Consider the following 21,899-nt stretch of genomic DNA (forward strand, 5'->3'; position numbering starts at 1 on the left):
CGCCGGGATTGGTGCTCTTATGGAAGGTGTGGCCAACCAACTCCAGACCACGTCGCGGCTGCTGGCCGGCGAGGCGGGACCCGATCCTCACGCAGCCGCGGATCCCGGGCCTGTCTCGAGGTCGCAGGAACTGGCCGCGCCGGCGACGCCACCGGCAGATCACCGCGCCATGGCGCCGGGGCGCGTGCGTGTGGCGGGCAAGTTCCTGTGCGCCGCCGATGTCAAATGGTACGTGCACGGCGTGACGTATGGACCTTTCCGCCCCGATGCGGATGGCAACCAGTACCCCGCACCCATCGCCGCATCGCGCGACCTGCGGCAGATCGCCGACGCAGGCTTCAATGCCATTCGCACCTACACTGTTCCCCCGAAGTATCTGCTGGACATTGCACATCGACACTCGCTGCGGGTGATGGTCGGGTTGCCCTGGGAACAGCACATTACGTTCCTGGACCATCGCGCCCGCCGGCGAGCGATCCGAAATCGCCTGCGCGACGGCGTGCGGGCATGCGCGGCTCATCCGGCGGTGCTGTGCTATGCGGTGGGCAACGAGATCCCCGCACCCATCGTGCGGTGGTATGGTGCCAGGCGTGTGGAGCGATGGCTCGGCGAGCTTTGTGATCTGGCCCGCCAGACCGAGCCGACCGCGCTGCTCACCTACGTGAATTATCCCTCCACCGAATACCTGGACCTGCCGTTTCTGGATCTGGTGGCGTTCAACGTCTACCTGGAGACGCCGCAGAAGCTGGGCGCATATCTGGCGCGACTTCAGAACCTGGCGGGCGATCGACCGCTTCTTGTGGCTGAACTGGGACTGGACAGCCTGCGGCAGGGCGAGGCGCGGCAGGCCGAGGTGCTGAGCTGGCAGATCCAGACGGCCTTCGCCGGCGGCGCCGCCGGCACGTTCGTGTTCTGCTGGACGGACGAGTGGCATCGCGGCGGAACAGACATCACCGACTGGCAATTCGGACTGACCCGCGCCGATCGTTCACCCAAGCCCGCGCTTCAGGCCGTGTCGCAGGCGATCCGAGCCGCGCCGTTCGGGGCAAAGCCGCCCGACAACGATTGGCCCGCCGTCTCGGTGGTCGTGTGCAGTCACAACGGCGGGCGCACGATCGCCCGGTGCCTGGCTGCGCTGTCGGCATTGGATTATCCGGACTATGAGGTGATTGTCGTCGATGACGGTTCAACCGACGCCACGCCTCGGATCGCGCGGGGCTTTGACGTGAGGCTTATCCGCACGCCCAATCACGGGCTGAGCCACGCCCGCAACCTCGGACTGCGCGCCGCCCGGGGAAAGATCGTCGCCTACATCGATGACGATGCGTATCCCGATCCACACTGGCTCAGATACCTGGTGCGGACGCTGCGCGACAGCGGGCACACGGGCGTGGGAGGGCCGAATCTGTGTCCGCCCGAGGACGGCTGGATCGCCCAATGCGTCGCCAGATCTCCCGGCGGCCCCAGCCACGTCCTGCTCAGCGACACCGAGGCCGAACACATCCCCGGATGCAACATGGCATTCTGGCGCCAGCGGCTGCTGGAGGTGGGCGGATTCGACCAGCAGTTCCGCATCGCCGGAGACGACGTGGACATCTGCTGGCGATTGCAGGAAAAGGGCTGGACGCTGGGCTTCAGTCCCGCGGCCATGGTATGGCATCACCGACGATCCAGCATCCGAGCATACTGGAAACAGCAGCTCAACTACGGCCGCGCCGAAGCCATGCTCGAGCGCAAGTGGCCGGCGAAGTACAACGCCGCGGGGTATCCGACGTGGGCAGGCCGGCTTTATGGCAACGGCTATATCCAGCTTCTGCATCTGAGTCGCCGGCGGATCTATCACGGCACCTGGGGAACAGCGCTGTTCCAGTCGGTCTACCACACTACGCCCAACATCGTTGCCGCCATGCCGGTGATGCCGGAGTGGTATCTGCTGACTGCGATGCTGGTACTGACCGCAACGGTGGGCGGCCTGATGTGGGCACCACTGCTGTGGGCGGCGCCGCTGGCAGGGCTGATGTTTGCGGCGACCATGATTCAAGCTGCTCGCAGCGCCGCCCGCGCACTGCGCTGCGCCCCGCCGCCTGATGGAACAAGCCGTGCGTCGATGCTGGCGATTACGTTCGCACTGCACCTGATCCAGCCGATGGCGCGATTGCTGGGACGCATGAGCCTGGGACTGACGCCCTGGCGATTGCGGGGCGTGCGCGGATTCACCTGGCCGCGGCCGCGCAGCATCACGCTCTGGTCCGAGCAGTGGCAATGCCCGCAGGCGCGCCTCGGCCGGGTCGAGTCGTTGCTCAGCCAGCGTGGCGCGGTGGTGCTTCGAGGCGGAGATTATGACCGCTGGGACCTGGAGCTTCGCGCCGGGATGGCCGGCGCCTCGCGAATCCACATGACGGTTGAAGAGCATGGCGGTGGCAAACAGCTCGTGCGTTTCCGTGTCTGGCCGCGCGTCGCGGGCTGGGCGGCGGCGGTGGACGTGGGTCTGGTCGCCACGGCGGGCGTGTTGGCAGAAACAGCCAGACACTCTCCCGCCGCGGCCGCTGCCTTGGTGGCGGCTTTGATCTTCTCCGCCCAGATCCTCCGCGAGGCCGCCGCGTCGCTGGCCACCGCACTGCGGGCACTTCGGCAGCTACGCGACGATCCTCCCGGCAACACGCAGCCGGCGCGGCATCACTCCCATGGCCAGTAACAGTTCCATCACGCTGCTTCGTTACGCACTGGCCTACCGGCGACTGTGGCTGGTGATCCTTGCCGCCACATTGCTGGGGATGGGCATGACGATCGCGCAGCCCTGGCCGACGAAGGTGCTGGTGGATCACGTACTGTCGGACCAGCCGATGCCCCTATGGCTGACGAGCGCAAGCCAGATCCTGCCCTTTGCCCAGGGCAGATTCGGGCTGCTGCGGTGGGTGGTCGCCTGCGGTTTGATCTTCTTTGCGATCAACAGCTTCAGCGATGTGGTGTTGACACGCGCATGGGTCAAGTTTGGACAGGGGATGGTGTACGACCTCGCGGGCGATCTGCACGCGCGGCTGCTGCGACGCTGCCCGGCATTTCACAGCCGCAGCCATATCGGTGATGTGATGTCGCGGATCACCGGCGACGCCTGGTGCGTCCACACCCTCATCGACACACTGCTTGTCTCCCCCGCCATGGCACTGCTCACACTCGGCCTGACCTTCTGGATCATGCTGAAAATGGACGCCGCACTGGCGATGCTGTCGCTTGCGGTGGCGCCGGCGATGGTGGGGTCGGCATGGCTGCTGGGACGCGCCGTGCGTGCCAACGCCACCGCCCAGCGCCAGATCGACAGCCAGTTGCACTCGCACGTTCACCAGACGCTCAGCGGGATCTGGGTGGTGCAGGCCTTCGCCCAGGAGCGACGCGAGCATCGCAGGTTCCGGCAGTTCGCCGACGACGCCCTGCGCGCGCAGCGCCGGGCGGCCCTGCTGGGCGGGGCCAACGAGCTGGCCTCGGGGCTGTCGGCGGTGCTGGGCACGGGGCTGATCCTGCTGGTCGGCGGGCGGCGGGTTCTGGCCGGCGAGCTGACCGTCGGCGCACTGCTGGTGTTTCTGGGTTATCTGCGGACGCTTCAGACGCAGTTCCGGACGTTGGCGTCCACCTACACCGGCTATCAGTTTCTGCGCGCCAGCATCGATCGCGTGATGCAGATCCTCAGCCGCGAGCCGGAAGTGCGCCAGCGTGCCGATGCGCGCCAGCTCAAACACGTCGCAGGACACCTGCTGTTTCACGACGTCGTGTTCGGCTACGACGATCGCGATCGCTCGACCGCGGTGCTGCGCGGCGTGTCGCTGGAGCTGCGGCCGGGACAGGTGCTGGCGGTCGTCGGGCCGACCGGCGCGGGCAAGAGCACGCTGGCGAGCATGGTGCCGAGGCTGATCGATCCGTGGGAAGGATGCGTGCGGATTGACGGTGTCGATGTGCGCGACCTGAAGCTGGACGATCTTCGCCAGCACGTGGCCCTGGTGCCGCAGGAGCCGTTTTTGTTCCCTGCAAGCATCGCGCGGAACATCGCGTATGGCCGGCCAGGCGCGACCGCGGCGCAGATCGAACGCGCGGCGCGGCTGGCCAGTGCCGACGCGTTCATCCGGCAGTTGCAGAACGGTTACGACACCATAATCGGGCAGCGCGGCGCGACGCTGTCGGGCGGCGAGCGGCAGCGGATCGCCATCGCCCGGGCGCTGCTCATGGACGCGCCGATTCTGGTTCTGGACGAGCCAACAAGCAATCTGGACTGCGGCACCGAGACATCGCTACTGGAGGCTTTGCAGCAACTGATGCCCTCGCGCACAACGCTGATCATCGCCCATCGGCTCTCGACGATCCGCGCGGCCGACTGGATCGTCGTTCTGGAGGAAGGACGAATCACCGAAGCCGGATCGCACCACAGCCTGCTGGCACGCGGCGGGACTTACGCCCGGATGTTCGCAATCCAGTCGGGGCATACTCGCCCCGCCGATGCAGTCGGCGCCGGCGCGACCGGCCGTTGATGTAAATTGACGACGATGCGCACAAGCGATCCAAGCAGCATCCTGAGCATCTGCCTGTGGCTGCTGCGCTACGCGCGACGACGATGGACCGGACTGGTCTGTGTTGTGGCGCTGACGCTGCTGCTGGCCGGAATCAAGGCGCTGAACCCCTGGCCGATGAAGTTCATCGTCGATCAGGTGTTGATGTCGCAGCCGATGCCTCCGTGGGCGGGCAACGCGCTGGCGTGGCTGCCATACGCCGAATCGCCGACGCAACGGCTCGCCTGGGCAGTCGGTGCGACCCTTGCGCTGTTTCTGAGCGGCTGGGCGCTGGGGCTGGCCAGCTCGATCGCGCACATCAGCTTCGGACAGCGGATGGTTTATGATCTGGCGGCGGACCTGTTCGATCACCTCCAGCGCCTGTCGCTGCGATACCACGGTCGCAAGTCGGTCGGGGATTCGATTCGGCGGGTGACGAGCGATTCAGCGTGTGTATCGACGATCATCCGCGATGCGATGTTGCCCGTCGGCTCGTCGCTCATCTCGCTGGCCGTGATGGTCATCATCATGTGGAAGCTGGATCCGGGGCTGACGCTGGCCGCCGTCGCGGTCATGCCCATGCTGATCCTCACGCTTCGGCTGTATGCCAAGCCAATGATGGATCGCAGCTACGAGCAGCAGCAGGTAGAGGGACAGATCTACGACCGAATCGAGGAGACGTTCGGCGCGATTCCGGTGGTGCAGGCGTTTGCCCGGGAACAGTATCACGACCGCCAGTTCCGCGCCCACACCGACGCCGCCCTGGCCGCGGCGATGCGCAGCACCGGCGTGCAGCTTCAGTTCAAGATTCTCACGGGTCTGGCCACGGCTCTGGGCACAGCCGGCATCATCTGGCTGGGCGCGGCACATGTGTTGGACGGCCGTCTGAGCGTCGGAAGCATCCTGGTCTTTCTGGCGTACCTGGGATCGCTGTACGGCCCGCTGGAAGCCATCATGTACAGCTCGATGACGATTCAGGGCGCGATCGGCGGCGCCCGGCGAGTGTTGGAGGTTTTCCAGACCGAACAGGAGGTCGCCGATCGTCCCGGCGCGCGGTCGATGCCGGTCAGCCGCGGGCACGTCAGCATCGAACACGTCGTGTTCGGCTACGACCCGGATCGCCCGGTGCTGCGGGATGTGTCGCTGGAGGCGCGACCCGGGCAGATGATCGCGATCGTCGGCGCCAGTGGCGCAGGCAAGAGCACGCTGGTGGGACTGGTGCCGCGATTCTTCGACCCCTGGCAGGGAAGGGTCTGCCTCGACGGCATCGACGTGCGCCAGATCAGGTTGCGCGACCTCAGGCGACAGGTGGCGCTGGTATTGCAGGAGCCGTTCTTATTTCCCACTACGATCGCCGGCAATATCGCTTATGGTCGTCCGCGCGCCACGCCAAAGCAGATCGAGCAGGCCGCCTGCGCCGCGGGCGCACACGAATTCATCGTAAAGCTCAAGGACGGCTACGACACGGTGGTTGGACAGCGCGGCGCGACGTTGTCGCTGGGGCAGCGTCAGCGCATCGCCATCGCGCGAGCGCTGCTCCGCGATGCGCCGGTGCTGATCCTGGACGAGCCGACCAGCAGCCTCGATGCCGCCACCGAACAGCAGGTGATGCAGGCGATGACTCGGTTGATGCGCGGGCGAACCACCCTGCTGATCGCGCACCGCCTGTCCACCGCCCGCCACGCCGATCGGATCATCGTGCTGGAACACGGAAGGATTGTGCAGGCCGGGGCGCACGAGCAGCTTCTGTGCGCCGGCGGGGCCTACGCCCGGCTGTATGCCGCGCACGCCCGGGGCAACGACTCGCCCGGATCGGAATATGCCGGCAACGGGGAGGTGGACTGAGATGAACATCATCCTGGCCGGCATCATGGGCAGGTATCCGTACGGCGGCGTGGGCTGGTGTTCGCTGATGTACCTGCTGGGGCTGCGCACGCTGGGTCATCGGGTCTGGTATCTGGAGGATACAGGCGAATGCAACTACGACCCGCTGGCCAACACGCTGGCCACTGAGCCGACCTACGCCGTCAATTTCATCCGCCAGGCGCTTCAGCCACATGGGCTGGGGGAGAACTGGTGCTATGTCGATTACCGTGGCCGGCATCACGGAATCTCGCCACAGCGCTGGCTGGAGGTCTGCCGCGATGCGGATCTGTTCCTGAACCTGTCCGGTGGATGCTGGTTCTGGCGCGACCACTACGCCAGCATCCCGCGCAAGGCGTTCATCGATTCCGACCCGGCCTTCACGCAACTGGCGATCGCCAAAGGTGTGCCATGGTACGTGGATTTCTTCCGCCGATTCGACGCGTTGTTCACGTTCGGGCGAAACATCGGCACGGCAGCGTGCCCGGTGCCTGTGGGCGAGTTCCGCTGGCGGCATACGTGGCAGCCGCTCTGTATCGATCAGTGGCAGCCAGCGCCGGCACGTCGCCGCGTCTTCACCACGGTGATGACCTGGAAAACCGGCAGCTTCACCGATATCGACGCCAATAAGAACATCGAATTCGAAAAAGTGATCGACTTGCCGCGGCGGGTCGCGGCGGCGCTGGAGCTGGCTATCTCTGCCAATGCGCCGCGGAGCAGGCTCGAGCAATACGGCTGGATCTGCCGCGACGCATTCCAGGTCTCCAGCGATCTGGATCGATATCGCCACTACATCCGCGGCTCGATGGCCGAGTTCAGCGTCGCCAAACATGCCTATGTCCACACCCGCAGCGGGTGGTTCAGCGATCGGACCGAGTGTTATCTGGCCGCCGGCAAACCCGCGGTGGTGCAGGACAGCGGGTTCAGTGCTCATCTGCCGGTTGGGGAAGGACTGTTGGCCTGGCGCGATGAAGCCGACGCCGTGGCGGGAATCGAATCGGTTCTGAGGGATTACGACCGCCATTGCCGTGCAGCGCGAGACCTGGCAGCGGCACACTTTTCGGTCGAGGCGGTCCTGCCACCGCTGCTGCAGCAGGTGCTGGACCCGCGCCCGGCCAGGACGCATGCGGCCGCTTCGGCGCCGGCGTGACAGGCAGTCTCAGGGATATTGCAGATGCGCATTGCTCAGGTGTCCACGCTCGCCAGTCCCGTTCGCCCCGACAACAGTCACAGTATCGAGCAGATCGTCTGGCTGTTGACCGAGCAGCTTGTGCGAATGGGACACGACGTGACGGTATTCGCCTGCGCCGGCTCGCAGACCAGCGGGCGGCTGGTCGAGACGCTGCCAGGCCCCTACGCGCGCGACGGCTCGCCGGGAAACTGGCAGACCTGCGAGACGATCAACCTCTGCCACGCGATTCAGCGCTGCGACGAATTCGATGTGCTGCACTCTCATGCCTACCTCTGGGGCTTGCCTCTGGAGCGATTCAGCACATCGCCCATGGTGCACACACTTCACATTCAGCCATTCCAGGACGAGGCGATCCTTCGGCGAGCACATCCGCGGGCGTGCGTCACGGCGATTTCCCGGTTTCAGTGGCGGGCGATGCCGGACTTGGCGGGGGGCACTCCCGTGATCCATCACGCGGTCGATCCGGCGCAGTTCACCTTCCGAGACACCCCGGATGCCTACGTCTGCTTCCTCGGACGCATGATCCCGGAAAAAGGCGTGCTCGCCGCCATCGAAGTGGCCAAAAAGGCCCGCATGCGACTGCTGCTGGCCGGACCCGAAAACGAGTACGTCCGCCGCCACGTGCTGCCTCTGGTCGATGGCCACCGTGTGCAGTACGTCGGAAGCGTCACCGCCGCGGCGCGGGATCGTCTGCTCGGCGGCGCCAGAGCGCTGCTGTATCCGATCAACCAGCCCGAGCCGTTCGGGCTGGTGCTGGCCGAAGCGATGATGTGCGGCACACCCGTCGCCGCCATGGCGCTGGGCGCCGCCACGGAAATCATCGACGAGGGCATCACCGGTTACTGCGCCGACTCGCTGGATGGGCTGGCGGACTGCCTGCTGCTGGCCGCAGCGCTGGACCGCCATGGCGTGCGACTGCGCGCCGAAGAACGCTTCCACCCACTGCGCATGGCGCGACAGTATCTGCAAGTCTATCAGCGCGCGATCGAGTCCTTCGAAGCAGTCCGAGATGTCGGCGCCATCGCAGGCGCAAGCCAGGTTCAGCCTCAGCCGCAGGAGGTCGAGCCATGAACGTGCTGGTGCTGGCAGCTCATCCGGACGACGAGGCGATCGGCTGCGGCGGGCAGATCGCCCTGCATGCGCAGGCGCGGGATCGCGTGACGGTGGCGTTTCTCACCTCCGGCGAGTTCGGACTTGCCCCCCTGCCCCCGCAGCAGGCGCGGCACATTCGCGAGTCCGAAGCCCGCGCCGCCGCCAGATTGCTCGGAATCTGCCAGCTCGATTTTCTCAGACTGCCCGATGCGTATCTCTCGGCGCACATCGAGCAGGCCGCAAATCAGTTGGCGCCGCTGCTTGAGCTGCACAGGCCGGATCGGATCTACCTGCCTCATCCGGACGACGGGCATCCCGATCATCGCTGCGCGATCGACGTGCTTCGCGCCGCACTGGCCCGAGCGACAAGCACGCCACCACCACAGTTGCTTGGTTACGAAATCTGGACGGCGTTGGCCGGTTATGACCAGGTCGTGGACATCACCGCGGTGATGGTGCGCAAGCTGCGCGCGATCCGGCAATATCGATCGCAATTGTCGCAGATCCGCTACGATCGCGCAGTTCGTGGATTGAACCAGTATCGCGGGATCGTGGCGGCCAAGTCCCGCTTTGCCGAGGTCTTCGCCTTGCTGAACCGATGAACCCGCAGGTCAGCATCATCATCGACAACTGCAACTACGGGCGGTTCCTCCCGCAGGCGATCGACAGCGCGCTGAACCAGACGCTCAATGACGTGGAAGTGATCGTCGTCGATGACGGCTCCTGCGACGATTCAAGACAGATCATCGCATCATACGCAAGTCGGATCCACGCAATCTTGAAGGACAACGGCGGGCAGGCATCGGCGCTGAACGCGGGCTTCCAGGCCAGTCGCGGCCGGGCTGTCATTTTCCTTGACGCCGACGACATTCTGGCGCCGACCGCGGCCGAGGCCGCTTCATGCCATCTGCACCGGACCGGCGCCGCCAAGGTTCACTGGCCGATGCGGGTGATCGACGCCTCGGGCATGCCCACCGGCGCGCTGCATCCGTCGGGATCGCTTGCGGATGGGGAATTTGCCGATGTGCTGGTTCGCGAAGGGCCGTGGATGGCGGACAATCCGCCCACCAGCGGCAATGCCTGGTCGCGAGCGACGCTGGATGCGCTGATGCCGATCCCGCCGCTCGAGTACCGCATCGCCGCCGACGCTTACCTTCTCACGCTTGCCCCAATGCTGGGGTCGATCCGATCGATCGATCATCCGCTGAGCTGCTATCGACTGCACGGTGGCAATTACTTCTGGGATTGTCCCTTCGAGACGATGCTGGATCGCGGTGTACAGATCTACCGGCAGCAGTGTCGCACCGCCAGCCAGTATCTCTCGGCCAGGGGGATCCGTCACGATCCGCAGAAGTGGTTGCGCCATTCGTGGTTTGATCGTCTGAAGCACGCGGTCGAGCAGATCAGCGCGATGGTGCCGCGGGGCAGTGCGATGATCCTGATCGATCAGGATCAGTGGGGAACGCCGCAGGTACTGCGTGGCATCCGGCGGATTCCTTTCGTACAGCACAACGGCCAGTACTGGGGTATGCCCGACAGCGATGACGCCGCCATCGCAGAACTCGATCGACTCCGCGCAGGTGGAGCGGACTTCGTCGTGATCGGCTGGCCGGCCATGTGGTGCTTGGCCGAATACCCCGAATTCGCGCAGCATCTGCACCGCCGCGCGTCGGTGCTGTGCCGCACGGAAGATGTGGTCATTTACAGGCTGAAGATCAACCCATGAGCCAGCAGCCTCCAGCCAGCATCATCATCAGCAGCTACAACTATGGCCGATATCTTCGGCAGGCGATCGACAGCGCGCTGAACCAGACGGCCGGGCCGTGCCAGGTCATCGTGGTCGATGATGGATCGACCGACGATTCGCCCGAAATCATCCGCAGCTATGGCGATCGCGTGCTGCCGATTCTCAAAAGCAATGCGGGTCAGGCATCGTCATTCAACGCCGGCTTTTCGGTTGCACAGGCATCCATCATCATCTTCCTGGATTCCGACGATGTCCTGTTGCCGACCTGCGTCGAACGCGTCACAACGGCGATGGCGCGCGATGCGGCGCCCAAAGTCCATTGGCCGATGAGCATCATCGATGCTGATGGACGCCCGACCGGCCGGTTTGTGCCGGACCAGACGCTCTCGGAAGGCGACCTGCGTCCCGCGATCCTGCGCGACGGGCCGGAGGCGTACTCCTGGCCACCCACCAGCGGCAATGCCTGGAGCCGCGAATTTCTTTCGCGCGTCATGCCCATCCCCCCGCAGGTGTATCAGGTCTGCCCGGACCTGTACCTTGCGGCCCTGGCGCCGATGCACGGGCCGCTGCACCGCATCGATCCGCCGCAGAGCTGCTGGCGCATCCATGGAAAGAACCAGACCTGGAGCCTGCCGTTTGAGAAGCGGCTGGATCGACTGATCTGGCGATGGGATGTCGCCTGCGACGCACTGATCGCACACTGCTGCCAGCAGCGGCTTGCGGTGGACCGGCGGCGATGGATCTCGATGGCATGGTGTCATCGGGTCAAGGCGGCAATCGATGACATCTGCGCCGTCGTTCCGCCCGGCGAGTCATTTGTCCTGATCGACGGCAATGAATGGGGCACTGACGAGTGGCTGCGTGGCCGGCGACGAATCGCCTTCATGCAGCGTCATGGGCAATTCTGGGGCCTGCCCGCCAGCGACGATGAGGCACTGGCCGAGTTAGAGCGGCGCCGCAGGCAAGGTGTCGGGTTTGTCGTACTGGCCTGGGGATCGTTCTGGTGGCGGCAGATGTACGCTCAATTCATCGGCGGGCTGGAGTCCCGCTTCCCGCTGCTGCTGTGCAATGATCGGGTAATCATCTACGACTTGCGGGAGTCCACTCGCCAGGCCAGCACCTGCGCGCAGCCGGCGAGCACCTGTGACTGAAGCGTCCTTAACGATGATGTCCGATGCATCGATCGCATCTTCGACCAATGAGCTGGTATCGGTAATCGTGCCGGCTCACAACTACGGGCACTTCATCGCCCGGACGCTGCGCAGCGTGCAGGCGCAGACCCACCGCCACTGGGAATGCATCGTTGTTGACGACGCCTCGACCGATGACACGTCCCAGGTCGTGCAGTCGCTGGCCAGGCAGGACGGGCGTATCCGGTACCTGCCACAGCCGCGGCGAAGTCATCAGGCGGCGGCCAAGAACGCGGGGTTGCGCGCCAGTCGCGGACAGTTCATTCAGTTCCTCGACGCCGACGATCTTCTCGAATCGCGCAAATTCGAGCTTCAGATCGCGTTTCTGCGCCGGCATCCGGAAGTGGACATCGTGTACGGGCAGGCCCGCTACTTTCGCAGCGATTGGCCGCTCGAACGCCGCTTCTCCATGCGGGCCGACGATCGCCCGTGGATGCCGATGATCAGCGGCACGGGAAATGAACTGCTGCGGGAGCTGATCGAGCGGAACATTCTGGCGATTAACTGCGCGCTGGTGCGGCGAAGCGCCCTTACGCAAATCGATGGCTTTGATCAGTCGCTTCGCCGGCTGGATGACTGGGACCTGTGGATCCGCTGCGCCGCGGCGGGGTTGCGATTCGCCTGCACGGATCTGCCCGAAACCATGGCCCTGGTCCGGATTCATCCCGCGAGCCTGACCCAGGGCAGGCACGATATGGTCCTGGAGTCTTCGCTGGCAATTCATCGCAAGCTCCAGTCCAGCCTGGGTGATCCGGAATTGCGCGCGATCAACCACCGCACGATCCAGTGGCTGACGGGACTCTGCGCGATCGACCGCTGGATGCGCCAGCACATCGCGGCGGGAGAAGCGGCGTTGCTGGCAGACGAGGGCAAGCTGCGTGACGAGCTGCTCGATCACACCATCGTCCCCTTCACCGAACACGCCGGACAGTACTGGGGCCCCCCAGCGGATGACGAGGCTGCCATCAGGGAACTGCGGCGACACCGCGCCGCCGGCGTCCGCTGGCTGCTGATCGCCTGGCCAGCGATGTGGTATCTGGAACACTACCACCGATTCGCCGAACACCTCGGTTTTCGATACCCATGCGTCTGCCGGGACCAGCATCTGGTGGCCTACGCGCTGGATCGGTAAGCGATCGAGCCTGCGATGATGGCCATCTTCCCGCACGTACCCACGATGGACCGGATCGCGGCCTCACGCATGAGACCCGGCGCAGACTCAGCAGTGACTCCCTGTGGATGTGTTCAAGGGGCCCGCTCAAGGCTGCGCAGGCGGGCGTGAAGCATCGGGCCCGGCGTCATCGCGGTCTGTCGGACGCTCGTCGTCACCGCGATCGCGGCGATCACGGTCGCGATCGCGGCGGAACATCCCTGGCGGCCCGCCCGGCGGCAGCTCGCGCAGCGACATCTCCCGCAGCAACCGATCCGTCCGCTCCTCAATCAGCTTCTCCTTGTTCTGCCGGTCCTCTTCCAGACGCTGCTGTTCCCTGGCCAGAATCCCGCGCAGCTTCTCCAGCCGCTGCGCGCGTTCGTCAAGGAACTGTTCGACCATCTCCCGAACCTGAGCGCGAACCCGCTGGCGGATTTCCCGCCGCTTCTGCGGAGGCGCCGCCTCCAGCGACTGCACCTCCGCGAAGATCGCATCCTCCGTCTCGATGTTGCGCACCATGCGGTCGTAAAGCGCCGAATCGTCGCGAATCCGCGATACGCCACGCCAACGCATCAACATCAGCCGCCTCAACGCCAGCTTGCGAAAATCGGTCGCGTTGATGGCCTCGTTGAGCATGTTCGGCATGTGCTGCTCGGCAAACTCCAAAAACTCGTAGCGTTCCTCGGGGCTGAGCGCCCGATACCCGCCGCGACCGTCCGGCCACAGCAGAGAGCTGAGCTGCTCAAGCTCCTGCGTCGTGGGCGCAGGGCGAGTGGCGGGGTTGGCCCTGGCGGCAGCGGTTGCCGGTGATGCCTCGGAGGAAGCATCCGCGGCGGCGTCCCCGGCGATCTGTGCCTCGATGGTGTCGCGGTGCCCCGGCTGTTGCGCCACTTCCGCGCCCGGCGGCCGCTGCCCGGCCGACCGATTCGCCGCCAGCAGCCAGACCAGCAGCAGCATCCCCAGGCTCAGTCCCCCCCCGCGCCTATTGCATGCTTTCATCGCGCCCATCGCGAGTCTCCAGCCTTAAGAACTCCAGCGCCACAAGCTCGCGCTCGGCCTCGACAAACTGGTATTGCTCCACGGGGAACGGCTCCTGCCAGGGGATCATTCCCGCGACAAACCGTGGCGAAGGAGCAGCAGCGTCCGGCTGCTGCGTCTCCTGCGCCTGAAGATCAGACGGCATCCGCTCCATCATCGCATCCGGCTGCAAGCCCCACCAGATGATCAGCCCGATCAGCAGAACCGCTGCCGCTGCGGGATACAACCACCAGTACGACCTGCCGCGAGCCGGCTCACTCGACCGCGTGCGCCGCCACTGCCGCTGAAGCTGCCACTGCCGCACCGTGCGCAGCAGCGCCCGCTGGCTGGCAGCGGCGGCGCGGGGCGACAACGCCGCCTGCGCCGAATCCAGCGATCTCATCGCCTCCGAGACCATCTGCTGCGTTTCCCGCAGCGCCTCCAGCCGCCAGCGCAGCTCCGGCTCGCTGGCCAGCCGCTGCTCCACTCGCGCTCGCTCCGCCTCCGACAGCTCCTGCCAGAGGTACATCAGCAGCAGCGCCTCATCGTTGTCCAGTTGTTCCAGGTCCGCATGCATCGTTGTCTTTCAACTGTCTGCCGGCCATGATCCGCCGCGCCTGGCTCCATGCTCGACCCCGCACTATTCCGCCATCAGTTCCTTCAACTTCAGCATCGCCTTGTGCATTCGTCCCAAGGCCGTGTTCAGTGGACAGCCCAGCAGTTGGGCGATCTGGACAAATTTCATCTCCGCATAATACCTCAGCAACAGCACCTGCCGCTGACTTTCAGGCAACTGCTCGATCGCCCGCAGTAGCTTCTGGCTCTGCTCCGAGCCGGCCAGCCGATGCCCCGCATCGGGCGACTCACTCTCCACCACCAGCTTCAGTCCCTGCCTGGCCTGTTTCTCCCTTCCGCGCGCCCGCCACAGGTCGGTGGCCTTGTTGGTCGCGATGCGAAACAGCCATGCCTTGAACCCGCCGGTCTTCGCCCAGCTCGAGTCGAACCGGTCCAGGTGTTCCAGGGCGCTGAGCCAGGTTGCCTGAAGCAGTTCCTCGGCCAGGTGTTCGTCCCCGGCGACCCGCAGCAGGTAGCGCAACAGCGGAAGGTGATGCCGCCTGACCAGCGCTTCACCGGCCGCGGCGTCGCCATCGCGCAGTCGCGCCACCAGAGCTTCATCCGACAGACCATCGCCCGGCAAAGCTTCGTCCGGCGGGCTGGGCGTCGGGGCGGCAGTTGCAGCGGGTCCTCCACGTGCCATAGCTTGCATCCGGCGCGTCCCGGATCGCGCATCGCCAGTCGCCGACCGCGTATCGTGCGCATCCCCGGCCGTGTTTGCCGTCTCCTGCATAACGCCTCAGACGCACCATTATTCCGACCAACACCCCGGAAGGGAAATGCCAATAACCTGCCCCCAGCCACGGACCACTCCTTCAGCGGTCCACTGAAGTGCATAGCTGTGAGGCAAGGAGACTGCAGAACCTGATCATTTGCACCAGCAACCGTCCGGGCAGTCAGTGACCGACGCTGGCGATGGCATCCACCCATTGTGCTGCGTGCAGGCGAGTCTGGCGCGCCAGCCGTTCACCGTCCGCAACAATCGCGCGAAGGTTGTGCAGGTGCGCGTTATACTGCTTCAGATCATTTGCGTTGGCAAAGTACAGTTGCCCGTCGCGCGCCACCACCTGGTCGAGCCGCGCTTCGACAAAATCGAGCAGCTCCCGCACCTCCAGCAGCGCCGCCCGCTCCAGGGACAGAATCTGACGAAACCGCGATTCTGCCCTGCCCGGACCAGCGGCGAAGCCGGTAAGGAATTCACGCTGCTCGCGATCGGACAGTCCACTGGCCTTCAACCGTGCCGGCACAGCGGCGAGGATCGCGTTCACTTCGCCCTCGAAGCGGTTCAGCGCCGCCTCCGCCGCCAGGCACTGTTTCCGCGCCGCCGCGTACATACGGCGATCGGTCAGCCGGCGCGGGCTGAGCATGAGCTGAGGTTGAGTCGCCCTCATCGAGGCGATGTAGCGGCTGCGCGCCAGGAGCAGGTCATTGACGATGCTGCGCGCCACCTGCGCCATGTGCTGGCTTTGAGTTGCTGAAACGAGCTGCACGTCGGGCGTGTGCGGGAGCTTGGCGCTGCGAACCATCGTCGCCGACACCGTCCGCGGCGCGATGCGCCGCCGGTCCGACCCACTCGGCACCGCCGCCGCGGCCGAGTTCTGCTGCACCATGTGCTGCATCACCTGACGCATCTCGGCGACGAACTGCCGGGTCGCCTGCCGCTGCGCCTGTTCCGCCTGCCGCCATTTCTCGAACACCCCGAGCTGCGCGGCAAACGCGCACGCCAGCACCAGCCCCGCTCCCGCCGCAAAGCTTCCGATGGCCACCGATCGCTTGCGCAGCGACGCCAACCAGCCGATCACTGACAAAACCCATCCCACCATCAGTGCCACGGCGAATGACCAGACCACCGTCCCCATCACCGACGACAACTCCCGCGCCGCTGCCAGTGCGGCGACGGGATCCGGGCTGTGCAGATACCACCTGGCCGCACCGACGACCAGTGATGCGGCCAGCACCGCGCCCATCGCCCAGCCCGAAGACGCCCCGAGCGGGAAAAACTCGAACCACGGCTTGTGCAGGGCTCTGGCCCGGATGTCGCGCAACACCGTCTCGATGTCCACCGGCGGCGTGCCGACGCGCATGCGGTCCCGCAGTGCTGGCACCTTGGCTGCTTCCACCCAGCACTTGAACAGCGAACTGTGAACCGGAGTATCCGGGGTGATGATTCCCAATTGGCACAGATGTTCGATCTTCTCGATGCTGACCGGACCGAAACGGCGACCGGCACGGATGAACATCCAGTCGGCACCAGCAGCGGCAGGCAGATTATCGGAAGCCAGATGGACTCCTTGCCAGCGTCTAGGGGAAATATCGGCCCACCGGCGGCGACCCCCGATGAGCTTGAGCAGTTTGCCAGCCGAGCCATCGCCGGCCGAGTGCTTGCTGGAGCAATTATGCGCTTGGTACGGCCCTGCCAACGTCGCGCAATTGCCTGCGCTGTCAAGTGAAATCCCGGAGATTTTTCGGATCCCCAAGGCGCGGCATCATCCAGCGATGCAAGGCAATCTCCGCAAACAGAGGCGGCGGCCCGGGTATGCAGGACGGGCCGCCGCGGAGGAGGTCAATTGTCGATGCCGAGGACGCAGGTAACAGGCCCAACTGCGTCACTCGCGCGAGCCGCGCCTCCGACGCGACCGCTGGCGCCCGCAGGCGGACAGCAAACCCGCCAGCAGGCACGCGCCCAACCCTGCCGGCTCGGGAACCACGCCCGACTGCACAGCCCGCAACGCCGCCACATACTCCCCGCCGAACTGCTGCGAGTGCTGTGCGATCAAAGCATCCGCAAGCGGACCAGCCTGATTGACGTACGCGTTGTCGATCAGGGCATAGTCCGTCGCGTCGATCACACCCGAGTAGTCAAAGTCTCCGTTGATCCAGCCGCTCAACGTGTTGACGTACCCGTTGTCGATCAGCGAGTAGTCGGTGGCGTCGATCGAGCCACTGAGGTCGGCATCCCCGAAGTAGGTGAACTTCACCAGCACCTCCGTGCCGACCAGGCCGCTGACACCGGCGAAATCGGTGTAGATCGGCCCACTGCCTCCCACCTGAGCCAAGTCATTCAGCACGACGCCCAAGCCATACAAGAAGCTGCCGGCGGTGGTGTTCTGGACATTGGCCTGCGTGCTGCCGATGCCCGGCCCAAGCCAGTCGAAGTTCCCGCCGTTTTCCAGAGCCGACTTGATCCGGCTGGTGATCGTGCCCAGGTTGCCGTTGTTGACGACCAGAGCGTTATTGTTCAGGTCCAGCCGGCCGGTGCCGCTGGTCGTGACGTTGTTCACCCGTGTGGTGCCGGCCGGATCGTTGGCGGTTCCCTTGGCCGTCACCCGCAGGGTGCCGGCATTCACCGCAAGATCGCCCGCGGTCAGCCGATTCACCGTCAGGTTGCCGCCGCCGGTCTTGGTCACGTTCCCCGCGCCAGCCAGGTTTCCGGTCAGCGTGATATTGAACGGGGCGTTGGCGGCATTGGCGGCCTTGAACGTGATCCCGCCGAAATCGTTGTTCAGCGCCATGTCCAGCGAGCTGGACCAGTCGGCCTTGGCTCCGAGCACGCCGCCGCTGAGGATCACCGTTCCGCCGCCGGTCACTGCCGGGTTGGACGTGATCCCGACGCTGCCCAGGTAGACCTCGCCGCCGCTGATGCTCAGCGTGGCAAAGCCCGTGGTGCGGGTCGCGGCGTTGTAGACGCTGATGCCTTCCAGCGTGGTCAATCCGCCCTGGAATTCGGCGATCGACTGCACGTCGGTGTTGGACAGCAGCATCCCGTCGGCTCCGCTGTAGGTCAGCGTGCCGCCGGTGATCCGGAACACGCCGCCGCGGCCGGCGTTGTTCCCGTTGCCGATGATGAATGCGGCGTTGGTTCCGGTGATGCTCACGCTTCCACCGCTTTGCACCATCGTGGACCAGGAGTTGGACGTGTTGATCACGATGCTGGTGGCCGTCAGGCTCCCGCCGCTGACCTGAAGCCCGCCCGCGTAGTCAGGCGTGGCGGCGGCGTTGCGCCCGATGTTGAAGCCCTGGAGGTTGACCACTCCACCGGCCACGATGAACGCCTTGTTCTGGTCGCTGTTGTTCAGGAAGACCTGCGCGCTGGCGGTGACCGTGCCGCTGTCCACGCGGAACGCCCCGGAGTTGACCGTCAGGCCGCCTCCAAGGCTCAATGTCGAGCCCGGGCCGTTAAAGCTCAATGTCCCGCCGTCCACCGTCACGTTCGCCGAGAAGTTGCTCGAACCGGTCAGCGTGTAGTTCGCGCCACCAGCCTTACGGAACGCGATCTGTCCGCCGCCGTCCTGGAAGGTACCGCCGAAGGTGGTATCGGCGGTCACATTCTGCACCAGTGTCACGACGCCAGGGAAGTTATTGGTGATGATCCCCGAGCCGCTGACGGCGCCGGTGGTGGTTTCCCAACCATCCAGATCCAGTGTCGTGCCGGGAGCAAGGTCGATCGTGCCGGTTCCGAACGAGACGGTCGGCAGGCCGGCGCGAAGCGTCCCGGCCTCCACCTTCGTCCCACCGCTGTACGTGTTGTTGCCCGAGAGGGTCAGGATTCCGCTGCCGCGCTTGGCCAGTTGCCCGGCGCCGCTGATGACGTTGGCCCAGTTCTGGTCATCGCTGCGGTTGTAGGCGATCACGCCGCCGCTGGCGACGGTGATGGTCGCATTGCCCGGCGAGCCGCTGGAGCCGCCGTTGCCGATTTCCAGCGTGCCGGCGTCGATGACGGTTCCCCCGCCGTGCGTCGCGTTGCCCGCCAGCGTGATCGTGCCCGCCCCCACCTTGCGCAGCACGCCGTTGCCGCTGACATCGCTGATCGAGCCGGACAGCGTCATCCCCAGGCCGTTGGAATCGACGATCGCCGTGACCCCATTGTCGATGATCAGATTGTTCGGCAGGTTCAGTCCGCCGGCCCCGGCACGCAGGGCACTGCCGGTGAAGGTTGCGGCCGCGCTGCCCAGCGCCGAGCTGCTGCCCACTTCGATGGTCCCGCCGTCAATCTGCGTCCCGCCGCTGTAGCTGTTGTTGCCCGAGAGCACCAGCAGCCCAGGCCCAATCTTGGTGACTCCATTGCCGCCGCTGATGTTGCCCGAGACGACCAGTGCGGCCGCGGCCGCCCCGACGTTGATGTCGAGGTTGGAACTGAGCGCGATCGGCACTGACATCGAGTGCGAGCCGCTGTTGACGACAAACTGGGCGTTGCCCAGTCCAGTGGCGTTCTGCACCAGAAGCGTCCCGCCGCTGCCGGGGACGACCGAATAGCCCACGGCGCTGTCGAAGATCACCCCGCCGACGGTCTTGCTGCCGTCCAGCGTGATCGTCCGCGGCGCTGTCAGCGGAGTGCTGAACATCGCGATGCTACCCACGCCGTTGGGAACCACGTTGCCCGTCCAGTTGGCCGGGGTGTTCCAGCTTCCGCTGACGTCGGCGGCCCACTTCGAGCTGATGGCCACCTGGTCGATGGTCAGGGTCACGAAGTTGCCGCTGGTGCCGAAGGTGTAGACGTAGCCCACCAGCGGATTCAGCACCGACAGATTCGAGACGCTGCCATTGAGCGCGCCATTGAACTGGAAGATGTTGTACGTGCCCTCCAGCGTGAAGGCAGTGGTGGTGCCTTCCGCATAGACGTTGATTCCACCGCCATTCAGCGTCAGCCCGCCGGCGCTGGTCACATTGATGCGGTCGCTGGAGCTGGTTCCGCTGAACTCCATGTCCAGCACGCCGCCGCTGTTGAGCGTGAACGCCGAGGCATTGAGGATGCCGATGCTGTTGCCCGGGGAAACATGCCCGTCGGTGTTGACGCTGACCAGCCCGCTGGCGGTGCCGGCGCCGGCCAATGTGCCGCCGCTGTTGACGTTCACTCCCCCGTTGCCCGCCGAGCCGCTGATCCGCAGCGTCCCGCCGTTCACATTGATCGCGCCCGCGTAGGCGTTGTTGGCGGTCAGATTCAGCTCCCCGGCGCCGACCTTGTTCAGCGCGCCGGTTCCGCTGATGGCGTTGGCGAAGGTCACGTTGTTCCCGCCGGTGTTGATCGACCCGCCGCCGGCGCCGACCGACATCAGCCCGCTGATGTCACTGAGCACGCCGGAGGCAAACTGCAATCCGCCGCCGTCGAAGATCAGGGCGCTGCTGGCGCCGATGTCGTTCAGGTCGGTCAGGTTCAGCAGTCCGCTGCGCAGCACCGTCGGGCCGGTGTAGGTGTTGTTCCCGCTGAGCGTCAGCACTCCGCCCGGGCCGGTCATCTGCACCGAAAGCGTGCCGGTGCCGCTGATATCGTTGGCGACTGTCATCGCGTCGCTGCGGTTGAACGCCAGCACCGCGTGGTTGACGATGCCGCCAGTCGCGGGGGTGGCGCCGGCCGCGCCGCCATTGCCGAACTGAAGCGTTCCCTGCTGAACATACGTCCCGCCGGTATAGCCCTGGGTGTTGCTGGCGATGATCGCGCGTCCCGGACCGGACTTGACCAGCGGCGTGCCCGCTGTCGCCTGCGTGATGTTGACGTTGAAGACCACGTCCGCCGAGCTGTAGTTGCGAACGTACAGCCCCGCCGGATTCAGCGCCCGGATCGGACCAGTGCCGTTGAAGACCACGTTCGTGTTGACGTTGGGGCCGACCAGGATCCCGCCTCCGCCGATGTGGTTCGTGCGCGAGCTGGCCAGATCGGCCACCCACGCCTGCCCGTTCGTGTGCGCCGTATTGAACCGCACGCCCCCACTGAATGTCGCGGCGTTGGACAGGCGATACGCAGACGTGGCGTTGGTGTTGGAGTTCACCACGTCAAAGACCGTGGCGATGGTGCCCGAGACGTTGGGCAGGTTGCCGCCGCTGTTGGCGTTGGGCGTGTAGGCCACCAGTGTGCTCAGGGACGCGGCGTTGCCGGACCCATCGACCCCGACAAAATCCTGCCCGCCGTTGATCGTCGCGTAGTTCACCTGAGTGTTGGCCGGGAACGAGGCCAGGCGGATCGTCCCGCCCGCTGACAGGTCAAAATCGACCGTTGCCGCCGTGCCGGCCGTCAACGCGCCGTTGACGTTCAGCGTTCGCCCCGAGGCCACACGCCATTGCTGTGTCCGCTCCGCCGCCAGCGTCACCGCCGAGTTGATCGTCAGGTCCTGCGTCGCCGCGGACATGTCGATGCCGAACCGCCCCAGCGTAAGCGTAAAGTCATTGAGCGTCACCGGCCCGCCGGGGTTGGCGATGCGGATCCCACCCCAGCTCAGGTCTGCGCCCAGCGAAACGGTGTTGGCGCTGGTGACGGTGGAGTTCCACACGGCCACATCCAGCGGGCCGGGTGTCACGGCGCCCGACCAGGCGGTGGCCAGGTTCAGTGGATCGGTGTTGTTGGCCTTGATGATGTCCGCGGCGTGTGCCGCCGGACCCAGCAGCCCCGCCGCCATCGCCGTCACCGACGACGCCGCGATCGCCAGAGCGCGCCTGCCCTTGCGATGATCAGACATTCCCCTGCTCCTGCGCCCGCCGATGCAAACTCGTTGCGACATGTTTCTCC

At 65.6% G+C, this 21,899-nt stretch carries 14 protein-coding genes; 9 read left to right on the forward strand and 5 right to left on the reverse strand.

The genetic code is table 11. The features are described from left to right. The first annotated feature begins 19 nt into the window (after positions 1 to 19). From ACQS5P_RS02455 to ACQS5P_RS02495, 9 genes are read left to right on the forward strand one after another with little or no spacing between them, the layout of a single operon-like run. Complete coding sequence (locus tag ACQS5P_RS02455) at positions 20 to 2,695, forward strand: glycosyltransferase (protein WP_428939315.1); 2,676 nt, start codon at positions 20 to 22, stop codon at positions 2,693 to 2,695. Beyond that, entirely contained in the window at positions 2,685 to 4,517 is a 1,833-nt protein-coding gene (locus tag ACQS5P_RS02460; RefSeq protein WP_428939316.1) for an ABC transporter ATP-binding protein, read from the forward strand. The genes ACQS5P_RS02455 and ACQS5P_RS02460 overlap by 11 nt, the downstream gene beginning before the upstream one ends. A gap of 15 nt (positions 4,518 to 4,532) precedes the next feature. Continuing rightward, entirely contained in the window at positions 4,533 to 6,380 is a 1,848-nt protein-coding gene (locus ACQS5P_RS02465; RefSeq protein WP_428939317.1) for an ABC transporter ATP-binding protein, read from the forward strand. A gap of 1 nt (position 6,381) precedes the next feature. Next, positions 6,382 to 7,548, forward strand: a complete 1,167-nt coding sequence (locus ACQS5P_RS02470) for a glycosyltransferase (protein ID WP_428939318.1) — start codon at positions 6,382 to 6,384, stop codon at positions 7,546 to 7,548. Positions 7,549 to 7,572: 24 nt separating this feature from the next. Next, the gene (locus tag ACQS5P_RS02475) at positions 7,573 to 8,661 is read left to right on the forward strand and encodes a glycosyltransferase family 4 protein (RefSeq protein WP_428939319.1); all 1,089 of its coding nucleotides are present in this window, start codon (positions 7,573 to 7,575) and stop codon (positions 8,659 to 8,661) included. Then, on the forward strand, positions 8,658 to 9,284 hold the full coding sequence (locus ACQS5P_RS02480) for a PIG-L deacetylase family protein (protein ID WP_428939320.1): 627 nt from the start codon (positions 8,658 to 8,660) through the stop codon (positions 9,282 to 9,284). The genes ACQS5P_RS02475 and ACQS5P_RS02480 overlap by 4 nt, the downstream gene beginning before the upstream one ends. After that, the gene (locus ACQS5P_RS02485; RefSeq protein ID WP_428939321.1) at positions 9,281 to 10,408 is read left to right on the forward strand and encodes a glycosyltransferase family 2 protein; all 1,128 of its coding nucleotides are present in this window, start codon (positions 9,281 to 9,283) and stop codon (positions 10,406 to 10,408) included. Before ACQS5P_RS02480 ends, ACQS5P_RS02485 begins: the two co-directional genes overlap by 4 nt. Further along, positions 10,405 to 11,580, forward strand: a complete 1,176-nt coding sequence (locus tag ACQS5P_RS02490; protein WP_428939322.1) for a glycosyltransferase family 2 protein — start codon at positions 10,405 to 10,407, stop codon at positions 11,578 to 11,580. Before ACQS5P_RS02485 ends, ACQS5P_RS02490 begins: the two co-directional genes overlap by 4 nt. A gap of 13 nt (positions 11,581 to 11,593) precedes the next feature. Continuing rightward, complete coding sequence (locus ACQS5P_RS02495; RefSeq protein ID WP_428939323.1) at positions 11,594 to 12,751, forward strand: glycosyltransferase family 2 protein; 1,158 nt, start codon at positions 11,594 to 11,596, stop codon at positions 12,749 to 12,751. Positions 12,752 to 12,877: 126 nt separating this feature from the next. On the opposite strand, the gene ACQS5P_RS02500 is transcribed toward ACQS5P_RS02495, so the two are convergent. The 5 genes from ACQS5P_RS02500 to ACQS5P_RS02520 all read right to left on the reverse strand — a co-directional run bounded on the left by ACQS5P_RS02500 (position 12,878) and on the right by ACQS5P_RS02520 (position 21,849). Beyond that, complete coding sequence (locus ACQS5P_RS02500; RefSeq protein ID WP_428939324.1) at positions 12,878 to 13,768, reverse strand: hypothetical protein; 891 nt, start codon at positions 13,766 to 13,768, stop codon at positions 12,878 to 12,880. After that, positions 13,752 to 14,363 carry a hypothetical protein gene (locus tag ACQS5P_RS02505; RefSeq protein ID WP_428939325.1) on the reverse strand — a complete coding sequence of 204 codons (612 nt, stop codon included), beginning with the start codon at positions 14,361 to 14,363 and terminating at the stop codon, positions 13,752 to 13,754. The genes ACQS5P_RS02500 and ACQS5P_RS02505 overlap by 17 nt, the downstream gene beginning before the upstream one ends. Positions 14,364 to 14,426: 63 nt before the next feature. Next, entirely contained in the window at positions 14,427 to 15,044 is a 618-nt protein-coding gene (locus ACQS5P_RS02510) for an RNA polymerase sigma factor (protein ID WP_428939326.1), read from the reverse strand. A 253-nt stretch (positions 15,045 to 15,297) separates the two neighbouring features. Next, the gene (locus ACQS5P_RS02515) at positions 15,298 to 16,641 is read right to left on the reverse strand and encodes a hypothetical protein (protein WP_428939327.1); all 1,344 of its coding nucleotides are present in this window, start codon (positions 16,639 to 16,641) and stop codon (positions 15,298 to 15,300) included. Between the two features lie 366 nt (positions 16,642 to 17,007). Next, complete coding sequence (locus tag ACQS5P_RS02520) at positions 17,008 to 21,849, reverse strand: beta strand repeat-containing protein (protein WP_428939328.1); 4,842 nt, start codon at positions 21,847 to 21,849, stop codon at positions 17,008 to 17,010. Positions 21,850 to 21,899: the final 50 nt, after the last annotated feature.

Source organism: Fontivita pretiosa, from assembly GCF_050410795.1.
GTDB classification, from domain to species: domain Bacteria; phylum Planctomycetota; class Phycisphaerae; order Tepidisphaerales; family Tepidisphaeraceae; genus Fontivita; species Fontivita pretiosa.

Excerpts from the sequence above, each read along its gene's own strand:
- ACQS5P_RS02455 (WP_428939315.1), top strand. The coding sequence starts at position 20 with ATGGAAGGTGTGGCCAACCAACTCCAGACCACGTCGCGGCTGCTGGCC.
- ACQS5P_RS02460 (WP_428939316.1), top strand. The coding sequence starts at position 2,685 with ATGGCCAGTAACAGTTCCATCACGCTGCTTCGTTACGCACTGGCCTAC.
- ACQS5P_RS02465 (WP_428939317.1), top strand. The coding sequence starts at position 4,533 with ATGCGCACAAGCGATCCAAGCAGCATCCTGAGCATCTGCCTGTGGCTG.
- ACQS5P_RS02470 (WP_428939318.1), top strand. The coding sequence starts at position 6,382 with ATGAACATCATCCTGGCCGGCATCATGGGCAGGTATCCGTACGGCGGC.
- ACQS5P_RS02475 (WP_428939319.1), top strand. The coding sequence starts at position 7,573 with ATGCGCATTGCTCAGGTGTCCACGCTCGCCAGTCCCGTTCGCCCCGAC.
- ACQS5P_RS02480 (WP_428939320.1), top strand. The coding sequence starts at position 8,658 with ATGAACGTGCTGGTGCTGGCAGCTCATCCGGACGACGAGGCGATCGGC.
- ACQS5P_RS02485 (WP_428939321.1), top strand. The coding sequence starts at position 9,281 with ATGAACCCGCAGGTCAGCATCATCATCGACAACTGCAACTACGGGCGG.
- ACQS5P_RS02490 (WP_428939322.1), top strand. The coding sequence starts at position 10,405 with ATGAGCCAGCAGCCTCCAGCCAGCATCATCATCAGCAGCTACAACTAT.
- ACQS5P_RS02495 (WP_428939323.1), top strand. The coding sequence starts at position 11,594 with ATGATGTCCGATGCATCGATCGCATCTTCGACCAATGAGCTGGTATCG.
- ACQS5P_RS02500 (WP_428939324.1), bottom strand. The coding sequence starts at position 13,768 with ATGAAAGCATGCAATAGGCGCGGGGGGGGACTGAGCCTGGGGATGCTG.
- ACQS5P_RS02505 (WP_428939325.1), bottom strand. The coding sequence starts at position 14,363 with ATGCATGCGGACCTGGAACAACTGGACAACGATGAGGCGCTGCTGCTG.
- ACQS5P_RS02510 (WP_428939326.1), bottom strand. The coding sequence starts at position 15,044 with ATGGCACGTGGAGGACCCGCTGCAACTGCCGCCCCGACGCCCAGCCCG.
- ACQS5P_RS02515 (WP_428939327.1), bottom strand. The coding sequence starts at position 16,641 with ATGTTCATCCGTGCCGGTCGCCGTTTCGGTCCGGTCAGCATCGAGAAG.
- ACQS5P_RS02520 (WP_428939328.1), bottom strand. The coding sequence starts at position 21,849 with ATGTCTGATCATCGCAAGGGCAGGCGCGCTCTGGCGATCGCGGCGTCG.